This is a genomic window from Glutamicibacter sp. NPDC087831 (assembly GCF_044742845.1).
Taxonomy (GTDB): Bacteria; Actinomycetota; Actinomycetes; order Actinomycetales; family Micrococcaceae; genus Glutamicibacter.
On sequence record NZ_JBIUVH010000002.1, the window covers coordinates 52568 to 71631 of the forward strand.

Consider the following 19064-nt stretch of genomic DNA (forward strand, 5'->3'; position numbering starts at 1 on the left):
CTCGCAATAACCAGCCATGGACCCTAAGGAAGGAGCACGAATAATGGGCTTTCTCGACAATGTCGAACGCGGCTTAGAGAAGGTCGTCACTAGCTTCTTTCGTGGCACCAGCACCGCAGATCTCAAGCCAGTCGAACTGACTACCGCGCTACGCAATGACATGGACCGCGGAATCATGCCAATCAGCGAGGGCCGCAGCCTTGCAGCCAATGACTTCGTTGTCTCGCTGAGCACCAAGGACTACAACACCGCGCAGGGTTGGGGGCGGGGCGTCGTCAACGAAATGGCAAAGGTCACCGCTGAGCATGCGGCAGCCCAGGACTACTCGGTCCACGGCGACATCACGATCCATTTTGTTTCCAAGGACGATTTCAAGCCCGGAGAAATGGAGATTGCCAGCTCGGTCAAGGAGTCCAGCTCGCGCCCAGCAGCCTCGGCTCCGGTAAAAGAGCGAGCAGCAGCGCCCGCAGCGCCATCCGCCACCCCGCCGACAACCGCACAGCCACGTCCATCGGTCCGTCCGATTGCAGAGATCCCCAAGAAGCCCATGCAGAAGCAGGCAATTCTTGAGGTCGCTGGACAGCGCTACGCCCTGCATCACCACTCCATCGTGCTGGGCCGTTCGGCCAGCACCGATATTCCCGTGGATGATTCCGGCGTTTCCCGCCAGCATGTGCGCGTCGAAACCCGTGGCAAAACCAGTTTCGTCGTCACCGATCTGGGTTCAACCAATGGAACCTACGTGGACGGCAAGAAGATTTCGGAAGAAACCCGTATATTTGACGGTTCGATCATTACTATCGGACAGACAAAAATCGTCTTTCGGCTGATTACCTCGAACAACGGAGGCCGCGCGTGAACGACCTGGTTCTAAGCTTGTTCCGATTGGGCTTTTTGGTCCTCATATGGCTGCTCGTATTAAGCGTTGTCGGATCGATGCGCCGCGACTTGGCCATCGGATCGCGGGCACGCACCGGCAAGCCCAGCGCTCGGGAACTGAAGAAGAATCCAGAGCTGGCGGAACCAGAAGTGCCTGCGCGCAAGGCCGCCACGTCATTGGAAGTTGTTGAGGGCCCACTGGCCGGCAGCAGCATTCCCCTCCGCGGCCAACCGATCATGTTCGGGCGAGCTCAGGATGCCACCGTCGTTCTCGATGATGACTACGCTTCGGGACGCCATGCCCGCCTGTTCCCGCAGGGATCGCGCTGGTTCATTGAAGATCTCGGCTCAACTAACGGCACCTTCGTGGGTGACAACCAGCTCTCACGCGCCCAGGCAGTGGAGCCCGGCCAGCGAATCCGCATCGGAAAGACTGTCCTGGAATTGAAGCCCTAGCCTATGGCCCTCAAACTAAAATTTGCTGCGAAATCCGACGTGGGGCGGGTTCGCAAGAAGAATGACGACTCCGCCTACGCCGGCGCGTACCTCGCGGTGCTTGCCGATGGCATGGGCGGACACGTCGGCGGTGACGTGGCGTCAGCCTCCACCGTGCTTGATTTGGTGCATCTGGACCACGATGGCACCGCAGATCCGCAAAATGCCCTGCCGGATGAGATCCAGGCCGCCAATTTGGTGCTGAATGAACTCGTCGGCGCCAACCCGAAGCTTTCGGGGATGGGTACCACCGTCACTTCCCTGCTGCTCTCGGGAAGTACCCTGCACATGGCGCACATCGGCGACTCCCGCGCCTACCGCTTGAAGCACGGGGTCTTCGAGCAGATCAGCAAGGACCATACCTTCGTGCAGCGGCTGGTCGACGAAGGCCGCATCAAGCCGGCCGAGGCCGAGGTCCACCCGCATAAGAACGTGCTCTTGCGCGTGCTGGGCGACTCGGATGCCTCCCCGGAACTCGATGTCGACCAATTCGAGGCAGAACCCGGCGAACGCTGGATGCTGTGCTCTGACGGACTCACCGACGCGGTGCCGGTTCCGGTAATCGAGCAGATCATCCGCACTACCGCCGATATGGATGAAGCGGTCAACGACCTGGTTGCCATCACCTTGAAGAATGGTGCGCCGGATAACGTCACCGTGGTGATGTTCGAGGTTGTCGAAAACGCTGTCGTCGAAGGCGAAGCGCCCGCCGAACCAGAACCCGCACCGGATACCGGCCAGCTCACCATTGCCGCCGAAGGCGATGTCGAAGCCAGCGCTTCGCTGCTCCGCCATGAGATTTCCCAGCGTCCCCACCTGCTGGTGGGCGCCGCCCAGCTTGCGACGCAAACCGGCCAGATCCCGGTGGTGACCCAGCACACCGGCGAACGCCGTGCAGCTGCCTTGCTGACCCACCGTTCCCCGGCGGCCGGCGAGGTGCTGGATCCACTGGATGCTCCGGTGCAGCAGCGCCGTTGGATGATGCCGATCCTGCTGACCTTGACGGCTTTCTTCGTCATTGCCCTGGGCGTCTGGGGCTACATGTGGACCCAGACCCAGTACTTTGTTGGCACTGTCGATGGAAAGGTCGCAATCTACAAGGGCGTTCCCCAGGAGCTCGGACCGATTTCGCTCTCCGAGGTCGACACAGTCAGCAAGGTGCCGCTCGAAGCCCTGCCGGAGTATTCACGCCACCGCGTTGAATCGACCATCTCGGCAGAGAACCAGCAGCATGCCCAGATGATCATCCAGGAACTCCTGGTCACCGCGAAGCAGAACTGCCCGGTCACCGTTCCCGGATCCTCGGATTCCGCCAACCAGCTCGAACTGCCCGCCTACTGCCAGGAGATAATGCAATGACCGAAGTGCAAACCGCACCGGTGCCTCGGCGCAATCTCGAGCTGCTGCTGGTGCTGCTGGCCCTCTGCGTGGGCGGTGCCGCGTTCTATCTGGTGGGCAGCTCCACCGAGGATGTCGACAACACCGACTTCTACGTGCAGATGGGCATCCTGGCGGCACTATCCCTGACGGTTCATGTGCTGCTGCGCATCTTCGCCAAATATGCCGATCCAGTAATACTTCCGATTACGATTGCGTTGAACTCCCTTGGCTTAGCCATGATTCACCGCATTGACCTGGCTAAAGGAACGTCCCAGTCGGCGCGCCAGCTGCTCTGGACTGCCATTGCCATCGTCATTGCTTCGGTCGTTCTCTGGGCAATCAAGGACCACCGCCTGCTGCGTCGGTTTACCTATATCGCCCTGCTGCTATCGGTCGTATTGCTCCTGCTTCCGTTGATTCCCAAACTGGGTGTCACGATCAACGGTGCCCGCATTTGGATCCGCATGGGCATGTTCTCGCTGCAGCCAGGCGAACTCGCGAAGATCACCTTGTCGATCTTCTTCGCCGGTTATCTCTCGTCGAACCGCGACTTGATCCTGATGGCTGGCCGCAAGTTCGGACCGCTGCAGCTGCCCCGCCTGCGGGATATGGCTCCGATGGTTATCGCTTGGCTGCTCTCCATCGGCGTGCTCGTGGTGCAGCGAGACCTCGGTTCCGCGATCCTCTTCTTCGGCCTGTTCATCGTGATGATCTACGTGGCAACCGCGCGTATTTCCTGGGTGCTCATCGGTGCCTTGATGGTTGTCGCCGGAGGCATCGTCGCGGGCCTGACCATGGGCCACGTGACCCGCCGCCTGGACGTCTGGCTCAACGCCTTTGACCCTGCGATCTACCAGGCCAAGGGTGGCAGCATGCAGATCGTAGAAGGCTTATTCGGCATGGCTGACGGTGGCTTGTTCGGCACCGGCCTGGGCGCGGGTTCCCCCTACCGTGTTCCGCTGGCCAACTCCGACATGATCATTGCCTCCTTCGGCGAAGAAATTGGCCTGATCGGCGTGGCCGCGATCATCCTGCTCTACATGCTGCTGGTCTCCCGTGGCTTGCGGGCCGCCTTGGGCTCGGCCGATACCTTCGGCAAGCTACTGGCTGCAGGCCTGTCCTTCACCCTGGGCCTGCAATGCATCGTGATCATCGGAGGCGTCACCCGGCTGATCCCGCTGACCGGCCTGGCAACGCCATTTATGGCCGCCGGCGGCTCATCGCTGCTGGCGAACTGGATCATCATCGCGTTGCTGCTCCTGATCTCCCACAACTCGCGCCGCCCGAAGACTGGCGGCGTAGGACCAACCGATGAATTTGCAAGTGCCAGCACGGCCCTTACCTCCAGCACCAAGGCGGTGACGAAAAAGTGAATCATGCAATCAAGCGCGTTTGGGTTGCGCTAACAGTCCTGTTCGTCATCTGCCTGGGTGGACTGAGCTACATCCAGTTCTTCGACGCCAAGCCGCTCTCGGAGAATGCGCTGAACAAGCGCGAACTCTACCGCGAGTTCGACCTGCCCCGCGGCGCGATCCTGGTCGACGGCAAGCCGATTGCCGAATCCGTTCCGACCGATGATGGCCAGTTCGAATTCCAGCGTGTTTACCACGACGCGAAAACCTACGCCCACCTGACTGGCTACTATTCGCTCGCGAATGGCACCACCCAGCTCGAATCGCAGCTGAACGACTGGCTGACCGGCACGAGCTCGGATCTGCTCTTCGACCGCTTGTCGGCCATGTTCACCGGTACCCGTTCCGAAGGCGCCTCGGTTGAGTTGACCATTGACGGGCAGTTGCAGAAGACTGCCTTCGAAGCGATTCCTGACGACTTGAAGGCCACGATCATCGTGACCAATCCGAAGACCGGTGACATCCTGGCGATGGCTTCCAAGCCAAGCTACAACACCAACCTGCTGGCGGTGCACTCGACCTCCCAGGCGGCCCAGAACCTGAAGGACATCAGCAACACCGACGGCTTGAGCCCCTACCGGAACCCGGCCATCAGCAACCCGGTGACCCCAGGTTCCTCGTTCAAGATCCTCAGCACCGTTGCGGCCCTGGAATCAGGCAAGTTCGATATGGAAACCCCCATCGACAATCCGGTGTCGGTGAATTATCCGCATTCGACCGCTAAGATGAACAACTTCAATGAGGGCATCTGCGCGCGGGATACCCGGGCAAGGCTCGAGTTCATCTTTGCCCAGAGCTGCAACACCCCGTTCATGGAAATCAGCCAGACCGTCGGCAAGGATGCCTTCACCGAGGTTGCCGAGCGCTTCGGCTACGGGCAGCAGCTGAGCATCCCGCAGAATGTTGTTCCAAGCGAGTTCCCTTCTGCTGAGGCCAATGAAGCGCAGATGGCGCAGATGGCAATCGGCGAATGGGAAAACAAGGCTACTCCGCTGCAGATGAACATGGCCGCCATGGCCATCGCCAATGACGGCGTGATCATGAAGCCGAATTTGATCGGCAAGGTCATCGCGCCGGATCTTCGAGTTATCGAGGACCCGAAGCCGGAGAAGTTCTCCACGGCCACCACCCCGGAAGTTGCCGAACAGCTCACCGAGCTGATGGAAGGCCCGGTTGTGAGCGGTACGGCCATGAATGCCCGCGTTCCCGGCGTGGATTTCCGAGCCAAGACCGGCACCTCGCAGCGACCGTCAGAGAACGGAGTCCGCATGGTGAACTCCTGGATGACCGGTTTCGCACCGGCCGATGATCCGCAGGTTGCCATCACGGTCAATATTCAAGACGTAGATTACAACACCGGCCACAACACGGCAGGTGCACTTATGAAGACGATGTTAGAGGCGGTGTTCAACAAGTGAGGCCAGTAACCGGCACCACCTTGGGCGGTCGTTACAAGCTGACCGACCGCATTGCGATCGGTGGCATGGGCGAAGTTTGGAAGGCACGAGACCAGGTCCTAGGACGTCTGGTAGCGATCAAGATCCTCAAAGAGGAATACACCGATAATGAGAGCTTCCTGACGCGTTTCCGCGTGGAAGCACGCCACACCGCGCTGCTGAACCACCCTGGCATCGCTGGCGTCTTCGACTACGGCGAGGAACAGGGCTCCGCCTATCTGGTGATGGAACTGGTTCCCGGCCCGCCGCTGTCCACCATTATCGAGCGCGAGCGCAAGCTCGACGTGGACCGTACGCTCTCGCTGATCGCGCAGACCGCCCGCGCGCTGGCAGCAGCCCACGAGCACGGCCTGGTGCACCGCGATGTGAAGCCGGGTAACATCCTGGTGATGCCTTCGGGCGTCGTGAAGATCACCGACTTCGGCATTGCCCGGCTTGCTGACCAGGTTCCGCTGACCGCCACCGGGCAGGTAATGGGAACCGCCCAGTACTTGGCCCCGGAACAGGCCACCGGGCAGATCGCCACCGGCAGCTCTGACATCTACGCCTTGGGCGTGATCGGCTACGAGTGCCTGGCAGGACGCCGCCCGTTCACCGGCGAATCGCAGATCGCCATCGCCCTGGCACAGGTCAACGATGCTCCCCCGGCGCTGCCGGACACCATCCCGGCACCGGTACGCCAGCTGATCATGTCGATGCTGGCCAAGAACCCGTCGGATCGCCCGAAGGACGCAACGGCGCTGGCGAAGGCCGCCGATGCGCTGCGCTCCGGTGATACCAATACCGCGACCTTGGCCGTTCCCGGCATGCTGGCCACCGGTATCGCCACCGACGCAACCCAAGTGGTCAACATGGGTAACGACGCCACCCAGGTGGTGCCGCGTGCTGATTCCGCGCCGACAATGACCAATGCGATGCCAACCGTGGTGGAACCTGCCGGCGCTACCAGCGGTTTCTCCGGGTCCAGTGCCGCAGCCGGCGGATTCGATGACGAGGACGTGGATACCCAGGATCCGGCTGGCGAGGCCGGGGCCAAACGCAGCCCTTGGCTGGTCCCGCTGATCGTGATCATCGCGCTGGCCGCCGTGATTGCCTTGCTGGCGTGGCTGATCCCTGCCATGAGCAGCGACAAGGACAATCAGCCGACGGCTTCGGTCACGCAGAGCACCGATGTTTCCCAATCCCCTTCTCCGACCGAGGAATCCACCGATCCTTCGGAAGAAACCACCGAAGCATCGGAGACCTCCGAGTCCTCTTCCCCGACCCCGAGTGAAACCGTGACCTACGTAGAGGTTCCGGCCTCGCTGGTGGGCCAGGATATCGACACCGTGACGGCAGAGCTTGAGGGCAAGGGCCTCGTCGTTGACGCGACCCCGCAGGAAACCAATGAGTACGACCCACGCGAAGTCATTTCGCTGAACCCGACCGGCAGCGTCGAAAAGGGCGAAACCATTTCGATTACCTACGCCATGGCTCCCGAAACCGTTGGCGTTCCTTCGGTAACCGGCATGGGCTACGAAGCTGCGCAGAAGCGCATCCAGGACGCTGGGCTGGCCGTGGCCAAGGGCGAGGAACGCCATGACTCTTCGGTCGCTGGCACGGTGCTTGCGCAGGACGTTCCAGCCGGCAGCGAAGTAGAGCCGGGCACCACGGTGACCCTGGATATTTCCATGGGCCCAGAAGAACCCGAAGCATCCGAGTCCGCTACCCCGTCGGCATCTGAATCCCCAGAAGCTGCAGAGCCGGACCAAAGCGAAGCGCCATGAGTGAAGTCGAAGCCTTGCCCCCCGGCTTGCCACGGTTGATCAACGATCGCTACGAGATCGAATCGCTGGTAGGCCGCGGCGGCATGGCGGATGTCTATCTTGCCACCGACCATGTGCTTTCGCGCAAGGTCGCGGTCAAGGTGCTGCGCCCGGATACCGCAAGCAACCCCATGGTGGTCAATCGATTCCGCCGTGAAGCCAAGGCCGTCGCGGGCCTGAGCCATCCGAATATCGTTGCCGTCTACGACACCGGCGAGCTGCCTGCTACCGATCATAGCCGTGAGCGCTTGCCCTTCATGGTCATGGAATACGTGACCGGCCGGACTCTGAAGCAGGTGATCGCTTCGGGCGATGTCGACGCTTCCTTCGCTGTGCACGTCACCCGCGGCGTATGCAATGCCCTGGATCATTCGCACAATAACAATGTCGTCCACCGCGACATCAAGCCGGCCAACGTGATGGTGACCGATGCCGGCCACGTGAAGCTGATGGACTTCGGCATAGCCCGTGCCTTGGACACATCGGCGACAATGACGCAGACCGCCGCTGTGGTGGGAACCGCCCAGTACTTCTCTCCTGAGCAGGCACGCGGCGAACAGGTCGATTTCCGTTCGGATATCTACTCTGTTGGCTGCCTGTTCTACGAGCTGATGACCCAGCGCCCCCCGTTCACCGGTGATTCGCCGGTTTCGGTCGCGTACCAGCACGTTGGCGAGATTCCGTCAGCGCCCAGCGAGGTCAAGCACGACGTTGACCCGATCTTCGACCCGATCGTTTCCAAGGTTCTGTCCAAGGAACGCGATGACCGTTTCCAGAGCGCAGGCGCTTTCGCGGCTGCGTTGGAAGATGCACTGAACGGCATTGAATTCCATGATGACGAACCGGCACCATCAACCTACACCTTGCCGATATACGGCATGCACGGCGAGACTGAAACCGGGTTCATCGCGCAGTCAGCGCCAGGCACCAGCCAGCACCCGGTCTTCGTCGAAGATGAGGCTCCCGAGGCCCCTGCACGGCACAAGTCCAACCGCGGCCTGATCATCCTGCTGACCATCATTGCCCTGATCGCTGTGGGTATCGCCAGTTTCCTGGTGATCCGCTCGATCCAGGCCGAGGCTGAAAAGCGTGCCCCAGTTGCTGTGCCCAAGGTCCTGGAGATGTCCGAAGACGACGCACGTGAATTGCTGCGCGATTCCACCTTCCAGGTGCGTGTAGAGCGGGAATTCAGTGATGAAGTAGAGCAGGGCAAGGCGACCCGAACCGACCCGGCAGAAGGGTCCATGGTTTCCAAGGAATCCACGGTTGCGCTGTTCATTTCCGATGGTTCGGAACAGCGCACGATTCCCAAGGATCTGGCGAACCAGTCCGAGACGGCTGCCCGCGATGCCCTGCGTGAAGCTGGCCTCGAAGTGGGTGAAGTCAGCCGGGAGAACTCTGCAACCATTCCAACCGACTGGGTTATTGGCACCAGCCCGGAGCTGGGCTCCAAGGTGAAGGCCGGCAGCGAAGTCGACCTGATCCTTTCTACCGGCATGGTGACCGTTCCGGTCGTTACCGAGATGAGCCGTGAGGAAGCTGAAGAGAAGCTCTCTGCGGACGACATCGGGTTGGAAGTTCAGTTCGATGAGGTGGCAACCGACGACTACCCTGAGGGAACCTTGTTCAAGCAGTCCCCCGAGGCCTCCGAGGACGTGGCTCAGGGAAGCCTGGTGAAGATTTCTGTGGCCAAGGCTCCGCCGGCACCAGAACCAAGTGAAGAACCATCGCCCAGCGAGACCGAATCTCCAGATTCAGAAGAATCCGATGATCCGTCCGACAGTGCTTCGCCTACCAGTGACGCTCCGGCTCCTTCCAATGGGAACGGCCCGCCAGATCGGACTAACCCGCCACGGGAAAACGGGCGCGACCGATAGGCTGCTAGGCTACTCTCCGCTGAAGAGCGGGCTCAGGGTCGTGGCCTTCTTGGCTGCCCCCTGAAGTCCTACGAATTCCAGCCAATTGCCCAGCATCTGGTATCCCTGCTCGGTCAGCACCGACTCTGGGTGGTACTGCAGGCCCCATAGTGGTGCTTCCCGGTGCGCCAGCCCCATGATGACTCCCCCGGCGGTAGCAGCGATGATTTCAAGCTCAGCAGGGATGCTCTCGCGTACGGCTGCCAGGGAGTGGTAGCGCGTTGCGGTGAAGGGGTTGGCTACCTGGTTGAAGACCGGGTGGTTTTCGTGGCTCACCAGCGAGGTCTTGCCGTGCATTAGTTCTTCGGCGTGCGTGACCGTGCCGCCATAGGCTTCAGCGAGCGCCTGATGCCCAAGGCAGACACCGAGCATTGGCTTGCGCTGCTGCCCGCACCACTTGATCAGATCGATGCTGACACCCGCTCCTGCAGGCTCGCCCGGGCCCGGGGAGATCAGCACACCGTCGTATTCCGCAGCCAACTTAGTTGCTTCCCCAACGCTCAAATCGTCGTTGCGGTATACGGTGGTTTCCGCGCCCAGCTCCTGCAGGTAACCCACGAGGGTGTACACAAAGCTGTCGTAGTTATCGATCACGAGGATCCTGGTGCTGCTCACGGGGTGCTCTGGCCAATCGTTGAATCGGTGAATGGGCTGATGTACTGGTTCAGCCATGGGAAAACGTACATCATCAGTAATAGCACGATCGCGGCAATGAGAATCAATGCTTCAAAAATACGAAGCCACAAAGGGCCGGGCAGATTTCTAAATATCCAGGCGTACATCTCTTCTCCTAGCTCGTTGCGTCGATGACCATGTCACGGATTTCCTTCGGCGGACCTGCATCCAGTGGACGCCAATCGGTGAGTTCCGAATACGCGATCATGCGTTGCTGGGTCGAGTACTTCGGATGGCAGGTGGTCATGGTCAAGATGGACTTCGTTGGTTCCACTCCCCACTGGTGCGGGGTAGGCAACAGGACATCGCCATTGGATGGAGCCACAATCTCGGTGGCGTACCAGGTGTAGGTGTAATACCCCTGTGCAGTCTGCAGATAGATCTTGTCGCCGTCTTGCAGCTTGTCAATATCCCAGAAGACCTGGCCATGGGTCTGGCGGTGGGCCGCTACGGCGAAGTTGCCCAGCTCCCCCGGTTGCTGCGTGGTCGGGTAATAGCCAATGCCGAGGTTATCGATCACGTGGTCTTCCACTCCGTAGGTCACCGGGTGGTGCGATCCGCTAGCGCCAAAGCGCGGGAAATACATGATCCCGAAAGTTTCTCCGGGAGCCAATTCCGTGACCGGAGCCGGACCGTAGTCCTTCTCCTCTTCCTCCTCGTTGCCTTCCGGCACCACGACCTCGCCAAGTTCTTGCACGAGGTTTGCGGTGACTTCCTTCTGGGCCTGGGCCGAGTCGATATTCGTCCACCACAGTTCCCACACCACGTAGAGCATCAGCAAGATGCCAAGGGTGATCAGCAGTTCGCCAAAGAATCCGGCAATACGGTTTCCTGCCGACGGTCGTCGGTGCTGCATGCGACGTCCCTGCGCAGTGGCTGATCGGTTCACGGCGGTCTGGCTCCTTAAGGGAAAGAAATGCGCGAAATAGGTCAACTAAGATGGGTCGATACTGGCCAAAACCCAGAGTTCCAGCGGGTAACGGCTAGTATGGAAGCTACGTAGGAATGCACTAAGCAGTTCTCAGCATTCTTGCACCCAAGCCTACCGGGAAGACCTGAAGGTCACCCACATTTACTACATTAAGCAGATGAAGCCGAGGGAGCATTCGAGTGCCGGAGTCAAAGCCACGACGCAAGAAGAATTCACAGCCGCAGGAGACGCGCCAGAGCGCCCATGCCATCGATAAGCCGATGCCGGGCTGGTACAAGCCAGTCATGTTCGGACTGATGCTTCTGGGCTTGCTGTGGATCATCGTTTATTACGTTTCGCAGACCCTGTACCCGATTCCGAATATCGGCGGTTGGAACATCGTTGTCGGCTTCGGTATTGCGATGGTCGGCTTTTTCATGACAACGGGCTGGAAATAGCCGTATCGCCGGCCCCCTGCTGAGGGGGCCGGCGAAGTTGTTTAATGGCGGCTTTTGATATTAGTGGCTGACGGCTTTCAAGCCGATGATGCAACCAACCAATCCGAGAATGAAGACCATCTTCAGTACGCTGAAGGCTTCCTGTCCGGTGGCCATCGAGTAAATGACGGCAAGCGAGGCTCCGATGCCTACCCAGATGGCATATGCAGTGCCGACGGGAATTTCCTTCATGGCGTAGGCCAGTCCACCCATGGACACAACCAGCGCCGCGAAGAAGACGATGGTCGGAACGAGTTTGGAGAACCCCTCGCTCATGCCAAGAGCGATGGCCCATACCGCTTCGAATAGTCCGGAAACGATCAAAATTACCCAATGCATGCCAGATACTTTCTGGCCGTCTTGTCGCGCTCCGGGTACGGCTCCCTCGTCCGGGTCCAAGCAATGATTGCTGGTGACCACCTCAGGCTAGCAAATGCAGGCCTTGCTGTCTCGCGGCTGTGACCAAAATGCCACCTATCCTCGCGAGGATCTGCGAGTCCACAGCCCAGCGCTGAAAATACAGTGGCACATCGATAAACCATTGCTCGTTGAGTACCTGCAGCCCGCTGGCTTTCTGCAGCTGCGTTTCTGGAATCATCCCCCACCCCATCCCCGCTTCTATGGCCGCAACGAACTGCATGGAATCTGGAACATGGTGGACTTGGCCTTCCGGTCGCGCTTTAGCCCCGGCAACCCGCTGGAGCATCTCATGCTGCAAGGGATCCTCACGATCGAAGACCACCATCGGAGTGCGAATGAGCTCTTCCACGGCCCCAGTAGGTACATGGCGTTGGACCACCGAAGCTTGCGCGGCTGCGCGATAGCGCAGTGCACCCAGTTTGTCACTGATGCAACCCTGGATATTCTCCTCCGCATTGGTGACCACGGCGCTGACGCGACCGGTTCGAAGTAGCTCCAGTCCCCTGTTTTCATCGGTACGCACTATTTCACAGGAGAGGTCTTCGAACTTCGCGAGCTCGTAGAATACCGGACCGAACCAAGTGGAGAGCGAATCCGCGTTGACTCCAATGGCGATCGGGATCGGATTTTCGGAGGCTATCTCTTTGGAGAACTCTGCACTGAGCAGCGTCATCTGTCGCGCATAGCGCAGAACTTTCAGTCCATGCTCGGTAGGCCTAACCGGGCGACTGCGGACGAGCAGGACTGCGCCCAGGCGGTTCTCCAAGGCCTTGATGCGCTGGCTGACGGCCGAAGCGGTCACTCCCAGATCAATCGAGGCATCATCGAAGCTTCCCGCATCAACTACCGCAAGCAGGGTTTCGAGGTGTTCCACATCCATGTTCACATTAGGAACTCTAATCTAGAATCAGAAACTTAAGTTCGACGCAGATCAGCTAATCTCTTACAGTTTCTACATGCTCTCTGGATCCTTGTTCTTCGGCTTTACCACTGGCCTGTCCCTCATCGTCGCCATCGGTGCGCAAAATGCGTTTGTGCTGCGCCAGGGAATCAGGAAAGAGCATGTTTTCATCACCGCTTTGGTGTGCTCATTATCAGATGCGATCCTGATTGCCGCCGGAGCCAGCGGCATGGGAGCGCTTGTCGACCGAGCGCCCTGGATATTGGTGATTGCGCGAATAGGCGGTTTCATCTTCCTGGCAAGCTACGCGATTTTCGCTTTCCGCCGAGCACTGAAGCCCGAGGCGCTGAAAGTCTCAGGGCTCCCCGGTGCAACAACAGCCGTCTCGATCATCGGAACGACGTTGGCCCTCACCTGGCTGAATCCACATGTCTATATCGACACGGTACTGCTTCTTGGTTCAATTGCTACTTCCCAAGCCGCAGGCCCACCCTATTTCGCCACTGGTGCGATCATTGCCAGCTTCACTTGGTTCTTCGCACTTGCCTACGCCGCACGTTTCCTTGCCCCGCTCTTTGCCAACCCCAAGGCGTGGCAGGTACTTGATGTACTTATCGGAATCGTCATGCTCATCTTTGCCAGCATGCTGATCCTGCCAGTTCTCACCAAGTAATCCACAGGCAAACACGCTTATCCACAGTGACTGTGAACAACTTTTATAAACAGTTGTTCACAAAGTTATCCACAGCTGGGGAGAACTTGGGTAGAGTTCACGATTTTTCGGATAAAGTACAGGTCAACGTGGATATTGGAAACTGAAATGACATGCTTGTAAGTTATTAACACTGTGGATTCCGGCTGTGGATAAGGCGTGATTCCGCTTATTGAACCGTGATTCTCATGATTCGTTTAAACTTTCGAACCCGAAGTTATTAACAGTCGGTGGATTCGTATATGCACTATCTACAGGGGTTGTTAAAAAGTTATCCACAACTGGGGACGAGGTTGTGAGTATTGGGTACTCCAAGGCGAATATCCCTGATATCACGGGGTCTTGGGGCTGTTAATAACCACTAGGCCTCGAGAGTTACACGCTTGTAAGTTATTAACAGTGTGGATAAGCAGTGTGGATAACTGCATTGCTTCTTTTCGAACTATCCCAAGGGCCACTTCACTGCTTCCGTGGAGAGGTAAAGGGCTGCCAGCAACGCAATCGACAAGGCCGTGAGTAAAAGTATCTGGTTACGCGCACGCTGTGGATTACTTCGCGGGATCAGCACAATGCAGCAGGCTGCGAGGATACCCAATATCGCTCCGCCCAGATGCCCCTGCCACGAAATACTGGGAATAACGAAGCCGAGAACGACATTCAGCGCCAGGATGATTCCCATGGAGCGAAGTGCCTGCTTGTTGGAACGGAACACTACGAAAGTTGCGAGGAACAAGCCTGCCAGTGCGCCCGAAGCGCCGAGCGTGGCGCTGATCGGGTTGCTCAGCAGGAGAACGCCTAGTGAACCGCCAAAAGCGCTGAGCAGGTATAGCCAGGTGAAGCGCAGCCGTCCCATCCTTGGTTCGAGCATGGTGCCGAAGATGTAGACGCCGTACATGTTCATGGCAAGGTGCAAGAAGGAGCTCGTGGAGTGGGCAAAGGCGCTGGTGATCAGGCGCCATGGCTCATAGGCGGCCAGAGCCGGCGCAAGTACAAGCTGATTGGTGAATCCAGGGATGATCCACTGCAGCAGATACACCAGCACGTTCAGGCCGATGAAAGTGTAGGTGATAACAGGAGCACCGGATCGAGCCCGGCCACCGAATTGGGTCTTCTGCCGCGGCAGGTTCTTATTGGCTTGCGCGACGCAGTCTACGCATTGCACACCTACAGGCGCAGAGACCTGGCACTGCGGGCAGACCGGACGTCCGCACCGGTGGCATGAAACATAGGACACCGTCTGCGAGTGTCGATAGCACGTCGGAGTTGCTTGGCCCTCTGGGAAAACCTGTCCAAAGGACATCAGTACCTGCCTTGAGTTGGGGGAGAAGGATTAAATACTCGAGGCCCCGACAATGCCGCTAGGGAATCGTCAGAGCCTCGGGTTGGTGCGCCTGTGTTGTTACAGGGTCTCGATGTCGACCGAGTTGATAACGACGTCTTCCAGTGGCTTGTCACGGCCATCGGTAGCAACGGCGTTCAGCGCGTCAACGATCTTGCGCGAGTCAGCGTCAAGGACTTCACCGAAGATGGTGTGCTTGCCCTGCAGCCAGGTGGTAGGAACGGTGGTGATGAAGAACTGCGAACCGTTGGTTCCACGGCCCATGCGGATGCCCGCGTTGGCCATGGCCAGCTTGTAAGGCTCGTTGAAGTTCAGTTCTGGGTGGATCTCATCATCGAACTGGTAGCCTGGGCCGCCGAAGCCCTGGCCCAGTGGGTCGCCACCCTGAATCATGAAATCAGAAATGATGCGGTGGAAGATGGTTCCGCTGTACAGCGGGGTGTTGGTCTTCTTGTCACCGGATTCTGGGTGTACCCACTCCTGCTCACCGGTCGAGAGGCCAACGAAGTTCTTTACGGTCTTTGGTGCGTGGTTGCCGAAGAGATCGACAACGATATCGCCCAAAGTAGTGTGAATCGTGGCTTTATGAGTTGCGTTTGCGGTCATGCCTTCATTCTTCCATGATCTATGCTCGACCCGCTAAATACTGACGTACGCGTTGAGAGAAAATTTGGACCATTCTTAGGTTGCATGTCCGATACTGCTGGCCACTGGGCATAGAACTGCCTAGTCTTGAACTGTCGGTTAGCGTGAATTTTTTCGGATCGGGAGCAATGCATGAGCAAGAAGAGCAAAGCAGGAAAAGTACTAGCCGTTGGCTTGATTGCGGGACTTGTCGCAGTGCTGGTAGCTGTGTGGAAGGCCTCGAAACCAATTGAGGATCCATGGGAAAACGAACCACTTCCTGCACAACCGCACGAGCCTGTTGAATCGCGTGAAGCCAGCGTGGAAGAAATCCGCGAAATCCTCGAAGATGACAAATAAAGCCGTCTAGGCTGCTTTTGGTTGGGCTTGCCCTCGAATCACGAGGGCAAGCCCAACAAGTATCACGGCCAACCCGGCATAGGTAGCGATAGGAACTACCTGCCCCAAGAACATTGCCGCCAGGATTGCCGCGCCAGGAATCTCGAGCAGAATCAGCGTCGAGACCGTGAGCGGACCGAGCACGCTGAGCAAATGATTCATGGCGGTATGGCCAAAGATCTGCGCGCAAAGCGTCAGCAGAATGATCGCCATCCATCCTCGGGCGTCGAAACCCCAAATCGGCGTTCCAGTCAGGAAACACAGGATTAGCAGCACTGCGGCGGTAATGGCATAGCAGCTCGAGGCATACGTTGTAGTTCCCAAGGTCCTGCGAGCCACGGATCCGGCCAGCGTGTACACAGCGGCCAAGACGCCACCGGCTAGTGCCAAGAGGTCGCCAATGATGGCATCACGTCCCAGCCCCATGTCGAATCCCGTGATGATGATTGCACCAAGCAGCGCAATGCCCATGCCAAGGAAAACCTGCGTTCGATATTTGGTTCCGCGAAGAACCTGGTAAATCGCGATCCAGACACCTTGAATGCACACCAGTGCCGTTCCAGCAGCCACGCTGGTTAGTCGCATCGAATACATGAAGCACACGAAATGCAGTGCGAGAGCTACACCTGCTACCCCGGTGAAGAACCATTCTCGCCCGGTCATCTGCAGATAAGCTTTGGAGTTCTTTCGCAGTGCCGGTGCGCTGAGCGCGGCCGCCGCAGCTCCATTGCGCCAAAAGGCCATGGAGAGAACCGGGACACCAGGGAAGGCGGCAATAATGGGGCCGGATGCCGAAATCCCGAGAATTCCGACCAAGGCAAGCAAGATGGTCACCAACCAAGATTACAGTTTCCCAGCGCATGGGCTTCATTCGAACTCGGAACGTGCCGGATCCGGCGAATACTTGGACAGATCAAGATATTCTTATGATGGAATACTTTTATCCGTGCCCGCACTCTCGAGCTATTTAGCGTCTTTTCTCCGCCAATAAGCTGCGATCAATGCGCCGGACAAGTTATGCCAAACAGAGAATACGGCACCTGGCAGAGCGGCTTCAGGCGAGAAGTATTGCTTCGCTAGCCCACCGGCGAGGCCTGAATTCTGCATGCCGACTTCGATGGCGATTGTGCGCCGGGAAGCTTCGGGAACGCGCAACAGGACACCCATGGCATACCCCAAAGCCAGGCCCAGGGCATTATGCAAAATGACCGCAACCAGGACCAGCAGGCCAGCAGTCAAAATCGTCTGTGCACTGCCCGCGACGATGACCGTCACCACGAAGGTGATGGCTAGCACCGACAGCCATGGCAGCACACCACCGATCTTCGCCACGAACCGGTTGAACAGCATGCGCAGGACGATGCCTAGGACCACAGGGATCAGTACGATCTTGATGACGCTGACGGCCATGGATCCAGCATCGACCGGCATGTACTGGCCAGCCAGCCACAAGGCCAGCGCCGGGGTCAGCAGCGGTGCGAGCAAGGTCGACACGGACGTCATGGCAACGGACAAGGCGACATTGCCTCGAGCCAGGTAGGAAACCACATTCGATGCCGTGCCACCTGGTGCGCAGCCAACCAGGATCAGGCCGGCGGCCAAGGCAGGTTCAAGCTGCAGCAGCGTGGCGACCAGCCAGCCCATGGATGGCATCACGATGAACTGCGCTGCGACACCGCCGAGCACCGGCAACGGGTTCTTGAACACCAGGGCGAAGTCTGGCAAGGTCAGCGTCAGCCCCATGCAGAACATGATCACCATCAGCAGGGGATTTATCCATCCGGAAAACCCCACGAACGCTTGGGGAACGAGCATTCCGCACAGTCCGCCCAGCAAAATCAGCACAGGGAATAGCAACACCGCGATGCGGGAGTCTTTTTCGTTCTTATTGGCATTTACCGCCACGGCGGAAGGGCTGGACTGTTCATAGGGCACCTAGGTATTTTGCCACTAAAGAGTTGCGGCCACAACGAGACAGCTGAAGTTAATCCACTACCCTTGTCATATTCACTTGCGTGTAATTGACGAAAAGCATGCTGAAGATGTGAAGGTAGCAATCGTCGCTGAATCGTTCCTTCCCCATTTCAATGGGGTCACCAACTCAATCCTCAAGACGCTGGATCACCTCAGGCAGACTGGCCAGGAGGCCGTGGTCATTACCCCTGCAGGCTCGCTGGCAGGGGAGCTGTCGGGCCATGGCGTGCCAAAGCTCTATCAGGGCTTCAAGATCCTCACAGTTCCGTCGATGCCTTTGGCAAGCTATCCCGAGGTTCGGGTCGCTACCACCAGTGTGGCGCGCCTGCGCAAGATGCTGGCTCGAGAGCGCGTCGACGTAGTTCATCTGGCTAGCCCGTTCATCCTTGGATGGCAGGCTCTGCGCGCTGCACAGGAACTCGAATTGCCCACCGTGGCGCTGTATCAGACCGAGGTTCCCAGCTACGCGGCACGCTACAAAATGCCGTGGCTGACGCAGAGGCTCTGGGAGCACGTCAGAGCGATCCACACGGGTGCGGACCTCACTCTGGTTCCAAGCACGTTTTCCTACCACCAGCTCGAATCTCTGGGCGTTCCGCGGCTTGCCATTTCAGGCAGGGGAGTAGATACAGCGCAGTTCACGCCAAGACGGCGAAGCGAGCAGTTCAGGCAGGCGGTTGCCCCGAATGACGAGGTAGTCATTGGCTACGTCGGCCGGCTGGCAGCAGAGAAGCAGGTCGCGGACCTGCAGGCCCTGGCGAGTCTTGAGAATACTCGGCTGGTGATCGTCGGTTCCGGCCCACTCGAGGACGAACTGCGCAGCCTTTTGCCCAACGCCCACTTCACCGGTTTCCTTTCCGGGGAACGCTTGGCCGAGGTCATGGCTTCGCTGGACATCTTTGTGCATCCTGGCGCCTCAGAGACCTTTTGCCAGACCATTCAGGAAGCCATGGCCTGTGGTGTGCCTGTCGTGGCCGTAGGCCGTGGGGGACCGCTGGATCTGGTGGATTCCTCGCGCACGGGCTGGCTCTATCAGCCAGGAAACCTTAGTGAGCTGCGCAGTCGGGTCAGCGACTTGGCCTATGACGATGCGAAACGGCTGGCTTTTGCCAGCGCTGCGCTTAGCAGTGTCCAGGATCGGTCCTGGCACAGCATTGGCGAGCAGCTTATTGGACACTATGAGCATGTCCGGATGGCCCGGATCCGGCACTAGCGAAATAGAATTTTCTTCTGGATACGCAAAAGGCGGAAAGTTTTCACTTTCCGCCT

Annotated in this window: 20 protein-coding genes and 1 riboswitch; of the genes, 11 read left to right on the top strand and 9 right to left on the bottom strand. The window is 58.6% G+C overall.

The window, feature by feature from the left end:
• Positions 1-43: 43 nt before the first annotated feature.
• The 7 genes from ACIOJF_RS06710 to pknB are packed head-to-tail and all read left to right on the top strand — an operon-like array spanning position 44 to position 9305.
• Positions 44-859: a DUF3662 and FHA domain-containing protein gene (locus ACIOJF_RS06710; RefSeq protein WP_181148929.1), complete on the top strand. Its 816-nt coding sequence runs from the start codon at positions 44-46 to the stop codon at positions 857-859.
• On the top strand, positions 856-1335 hold the full coding sequence (locus tag ACIOJF_RS06715) for an FHA domain-containing protein (RefSeq protein WP_105658670.1): 480 nt from the start codon (positions 856-858) through the stop codon (positions 1333-1335). Before ACIOJF_RS06710 ends, ACIOJF_RS06715 begins: the two co-directional genes overlap by 4 nt.
• A 3-nt stretch (positions 1336-1338) precedes the next feature.
• Entirely contained in the window at positions 1339-2733 is a 1395-nt protein-coding gene (locus ACIOJF_RS06720; protein WP_105658671.1) for a PP2C family serine/threonine-protein phosphatase, read from the top strand.
• Positions 2730-4127 carry an FtsW/RodA/SpoVE family cell cycle protein gene (locus ACIOJF_RS06725; RefSeq protein ID WP_105658672.1) on the top strand — a complete coding sequence of 466 codons (1398 nt, stop codon included), beginning with the start codon at positions 2730-2732 and terminating at the stop codon, positions 4125-4127. The genes ACIOJF_RS06720 and ACIOJF_RS06725 overlap by 4 nt, the downstream gene beginning before the upstream one ends.
• Positions 4124-5584 (top strand): penicillin-binding protein 2, encoded by a 1461-nt coding sequence (locus ACIOJF_RS06730; RefSeq protein WP_105662196.1) that lies wholly within the window; start codon positions 4124-4126, stop codon positions 5582-5584. Before ACIOJF_RS06725 ends, ACIOJF_RS06730 begins: the two co-directional genes overlap by 4 nt.
• Positions 5581-7389 (top strand): protein kinase domain-containing protein, encoded by a 1809-nt coding sequence (locus tag ACIOJF_RS06735; protein WP_105662197.1) that lies wholly within the window; start codon positions 5581-5583, stop codon positions 7387-7389. Before ACIOJF_RS06730 ends, ACIOJF_RS06735 begins: the two co-directional genes overlap by 4 nt.
• Positions 7386-9305, top strand: a complete 1920-nt coding sequence (gene pknB / locus ACIOJF_RS06740) for a Stk1 family PASTA domain-containing Ser/Thr kinase (RefSeq protein ID WP_105662198.1) — start codon at positions 7386-7388, stop codon at positions 9303-9305. Before ACIOJF_RS06735 ends, pknB begins: the two co-directional genes overlap by 4 nt.
• Positions 9306-9314: 9 nt before the next feature.
• On the opposite strand, the gene ACIOJF_RS06745 is transcribed toward pknB, so the two are convergent.
• From ACIOJF_RS06745 to ACIOJF_RS06755, 3 genes are read right to left on the bottom strand one after another with little or no spacing between them, the layout of a single operon-like run.
• Entirely contained in the window at positions 9315-9959 is a 645-nt protein-coding gene (locus ACIOJF_RS06745) for an aminodeoxychorismate/anthranilate synthase component II (protein WP_105658676.1), read from the bottom strand.
• Positions 9956-10126 carry a hypothetical protein gene (locus tag ACIOJF_RS06750; RefSeq protein WP_013347422.1) on the bottom strand — a complete coding sequence of 57 codons (171 nt, stop codon included), beginning with the start codon at positions 10124-10126 and terminating at the stop codon, positions 9956-9958. Before ACIOJF_RS06750 ends, ACIOJF_RS06745 begins: the two co-directional genes overlap by 4 nt.
• Before the next feature lie 8 nt (positions 10127-10134).
• Complete coding sequence (locus ACIOJF_RS06755; RefSeq protein WP_105658677.1) at positions 10135-10908, bottom strand: class E sortase; 774 nt, start codon at positions 10906-10908, stop codon at positions 10135-10137.
• A 221-nt stretch (positions 10909-11129) separates the two neighbouring features.
• Here ACIOJF_RS06755 and ACIOJF_RS06760 point away from each other — a divergent pair, with 221 nt between their 5' ends.
• Positions 11130-11387 (top strand): cell division protein CrgA, encoded by a 258-nt coding sequence (locus ACIOJF_RS06760; protein WP_105658678.1) that lies wholly within the window; start codon positions 11130-11132, stop codon positions 11385-11387.
• A 60-nt stretch (positions 11388-11447) separates the two neighbouring features.
• Here the strand turns inward: ACIOJF_RS06760 and ACIOJF_RS06765 are convergent, their stop codons facing one another.
• Together ACIOJF_RS06765 and ACIOJF_RS06770 are read right to left on the bottom strand one after the other, a co-directional pair.
• On the bottom strand, positions 11448-11765 hold the full coding sequence (locus ACIOJF_RS06765; RefSeq protein ID WP_105658679.1) for a multidrug efflux SMR transporter: 318 nt from the start codon (positions 11763-11765) through the stop codon (positions 11448-11450).
• A gap of 11 nt (positions 11766-11776) precedes the next feature.
• Positions 11777-11842: riboswitch (guanidine-III (ykkC-III) riboswitch) on the bottom strand.
• A gap of 5 nt (positions 11843-11847) precedes the next feature.
• Complete coding sequence (locus ACIOJF_RS06770) at positions 11848-12726, bottom strand: ArgP/LysG family DNA-binding transcriptional regulator (RefSeq protein WP_105658680.1); 879 nt, start codon at positions 12724-12726, stop codon at positions 11848-11850.
• A 76-nt stretch (positions 12727-12802) separates the two neighbouring features.
• Here ACIOJF_RS06770 and ACIOJF_RS06775 point away from each other — a divergent pair, with 76 nt between their 5' ends.
• Positions 12803-13420: a LysE/ArgO family amino acid transporter gene (locus ACIOJF_RS06775; protein WP_402741387.1), complete on the top strand. Its 618-nt coding sequence runs from the start codon at positions 12803-12805 to the stop codon at positions 13418-13420.
• A gap of 481 nt (positions 13421-13901) precedes the next feature.
• Here the strand turns inward: ACIOJF_RS06775 and ACIOJF_RS06780 are convergent, their stop codons facing one another.
• Positions 13902-14621, bottom strand: a complete 720-nt coding sequence (locus ACIOJF_RS06780; protein ID WP_166650743.1) for a rhomboid family intramembrane serine protease — start codon at positions 14619-14621, stop codon at positions 13902-13904.
• Between the two features lie 237 nt (positions 14622-14858).
• Complete coding sequence (locus tag ACIOJF_RS06785) at positions 14859-15404, bottom strand: peptidylprolyl isomerase (RefSeq protein ID WP_105658683.1); 546 nt, start codon at positions 15402-15404, stop codon at positions 14859-14861.
• A gap of 171 nt (positions 15405-15575) precedes the next feature.
• On the opposite strand from ACIOJF_RS06785, the gene ACIOJF_RS06790 reads away from it, so the two are divergent.
• Positions 15576-15782 (top strand): hypothetical protein, encoded by a 207-nt coding sequence (locus ACIOJF_RS06790; protein ID WP_105658684.1) that lies wholly within the window; start codon positions 15576-15578, stop codon positions 15780-15782.
• A 6-nt stretch (positions 15783-15788) separates the two neighbouring features.
• On the opposite strand, the gene ACIOJF_RS06795 is transcribed toward ACIOJF_RS06790, so the two are convergent.
• Both ACIOJF_RS06795 and ACIOJF_RS06800 read right to left on the bottom strand, forming a co-directional pair.
• Positions 15789-16655, bottom strand: coding sequence for a DMT family transporter (locus tag ACIOJF_RS06795; protein ID WP_105658702.1), 867 nt, complete (start codon positions 16653-16655; stop codon positions 15789-15791).
• A gap of 129 nt (positions 16656-16784) precedes the next feature.
• On the bottom strand, positions 16785-17756 hold the full coding sequence (locus ACIOJF_RS06800; protein WP_332594769.1) for a bile acid:sodium symporter family protein: 972 nt from the start codon (positions 17754-17756) through the stop codon (positions 16785-16787).
• A gap of 109 nt (positions 17757-17865) precedes the next feature.
• Here ACIOJF_RS06800 and ACIOJF_RS06805 point away from each other — a divergent pair, with 109 nt between their 5' ends.
• Complete coding sequence (locus ACIOJF_RS06805) at positions 17866-19008, top strand: glycosyltransferase family 4 protein (protein WP_402741388.1); 1143 nt, start codon at positions 17866-17868, stop codon at positions 19006-19008.
• The last annotated feature ends 56 nt before the right edge of the window (positions 19009-19064 follow it).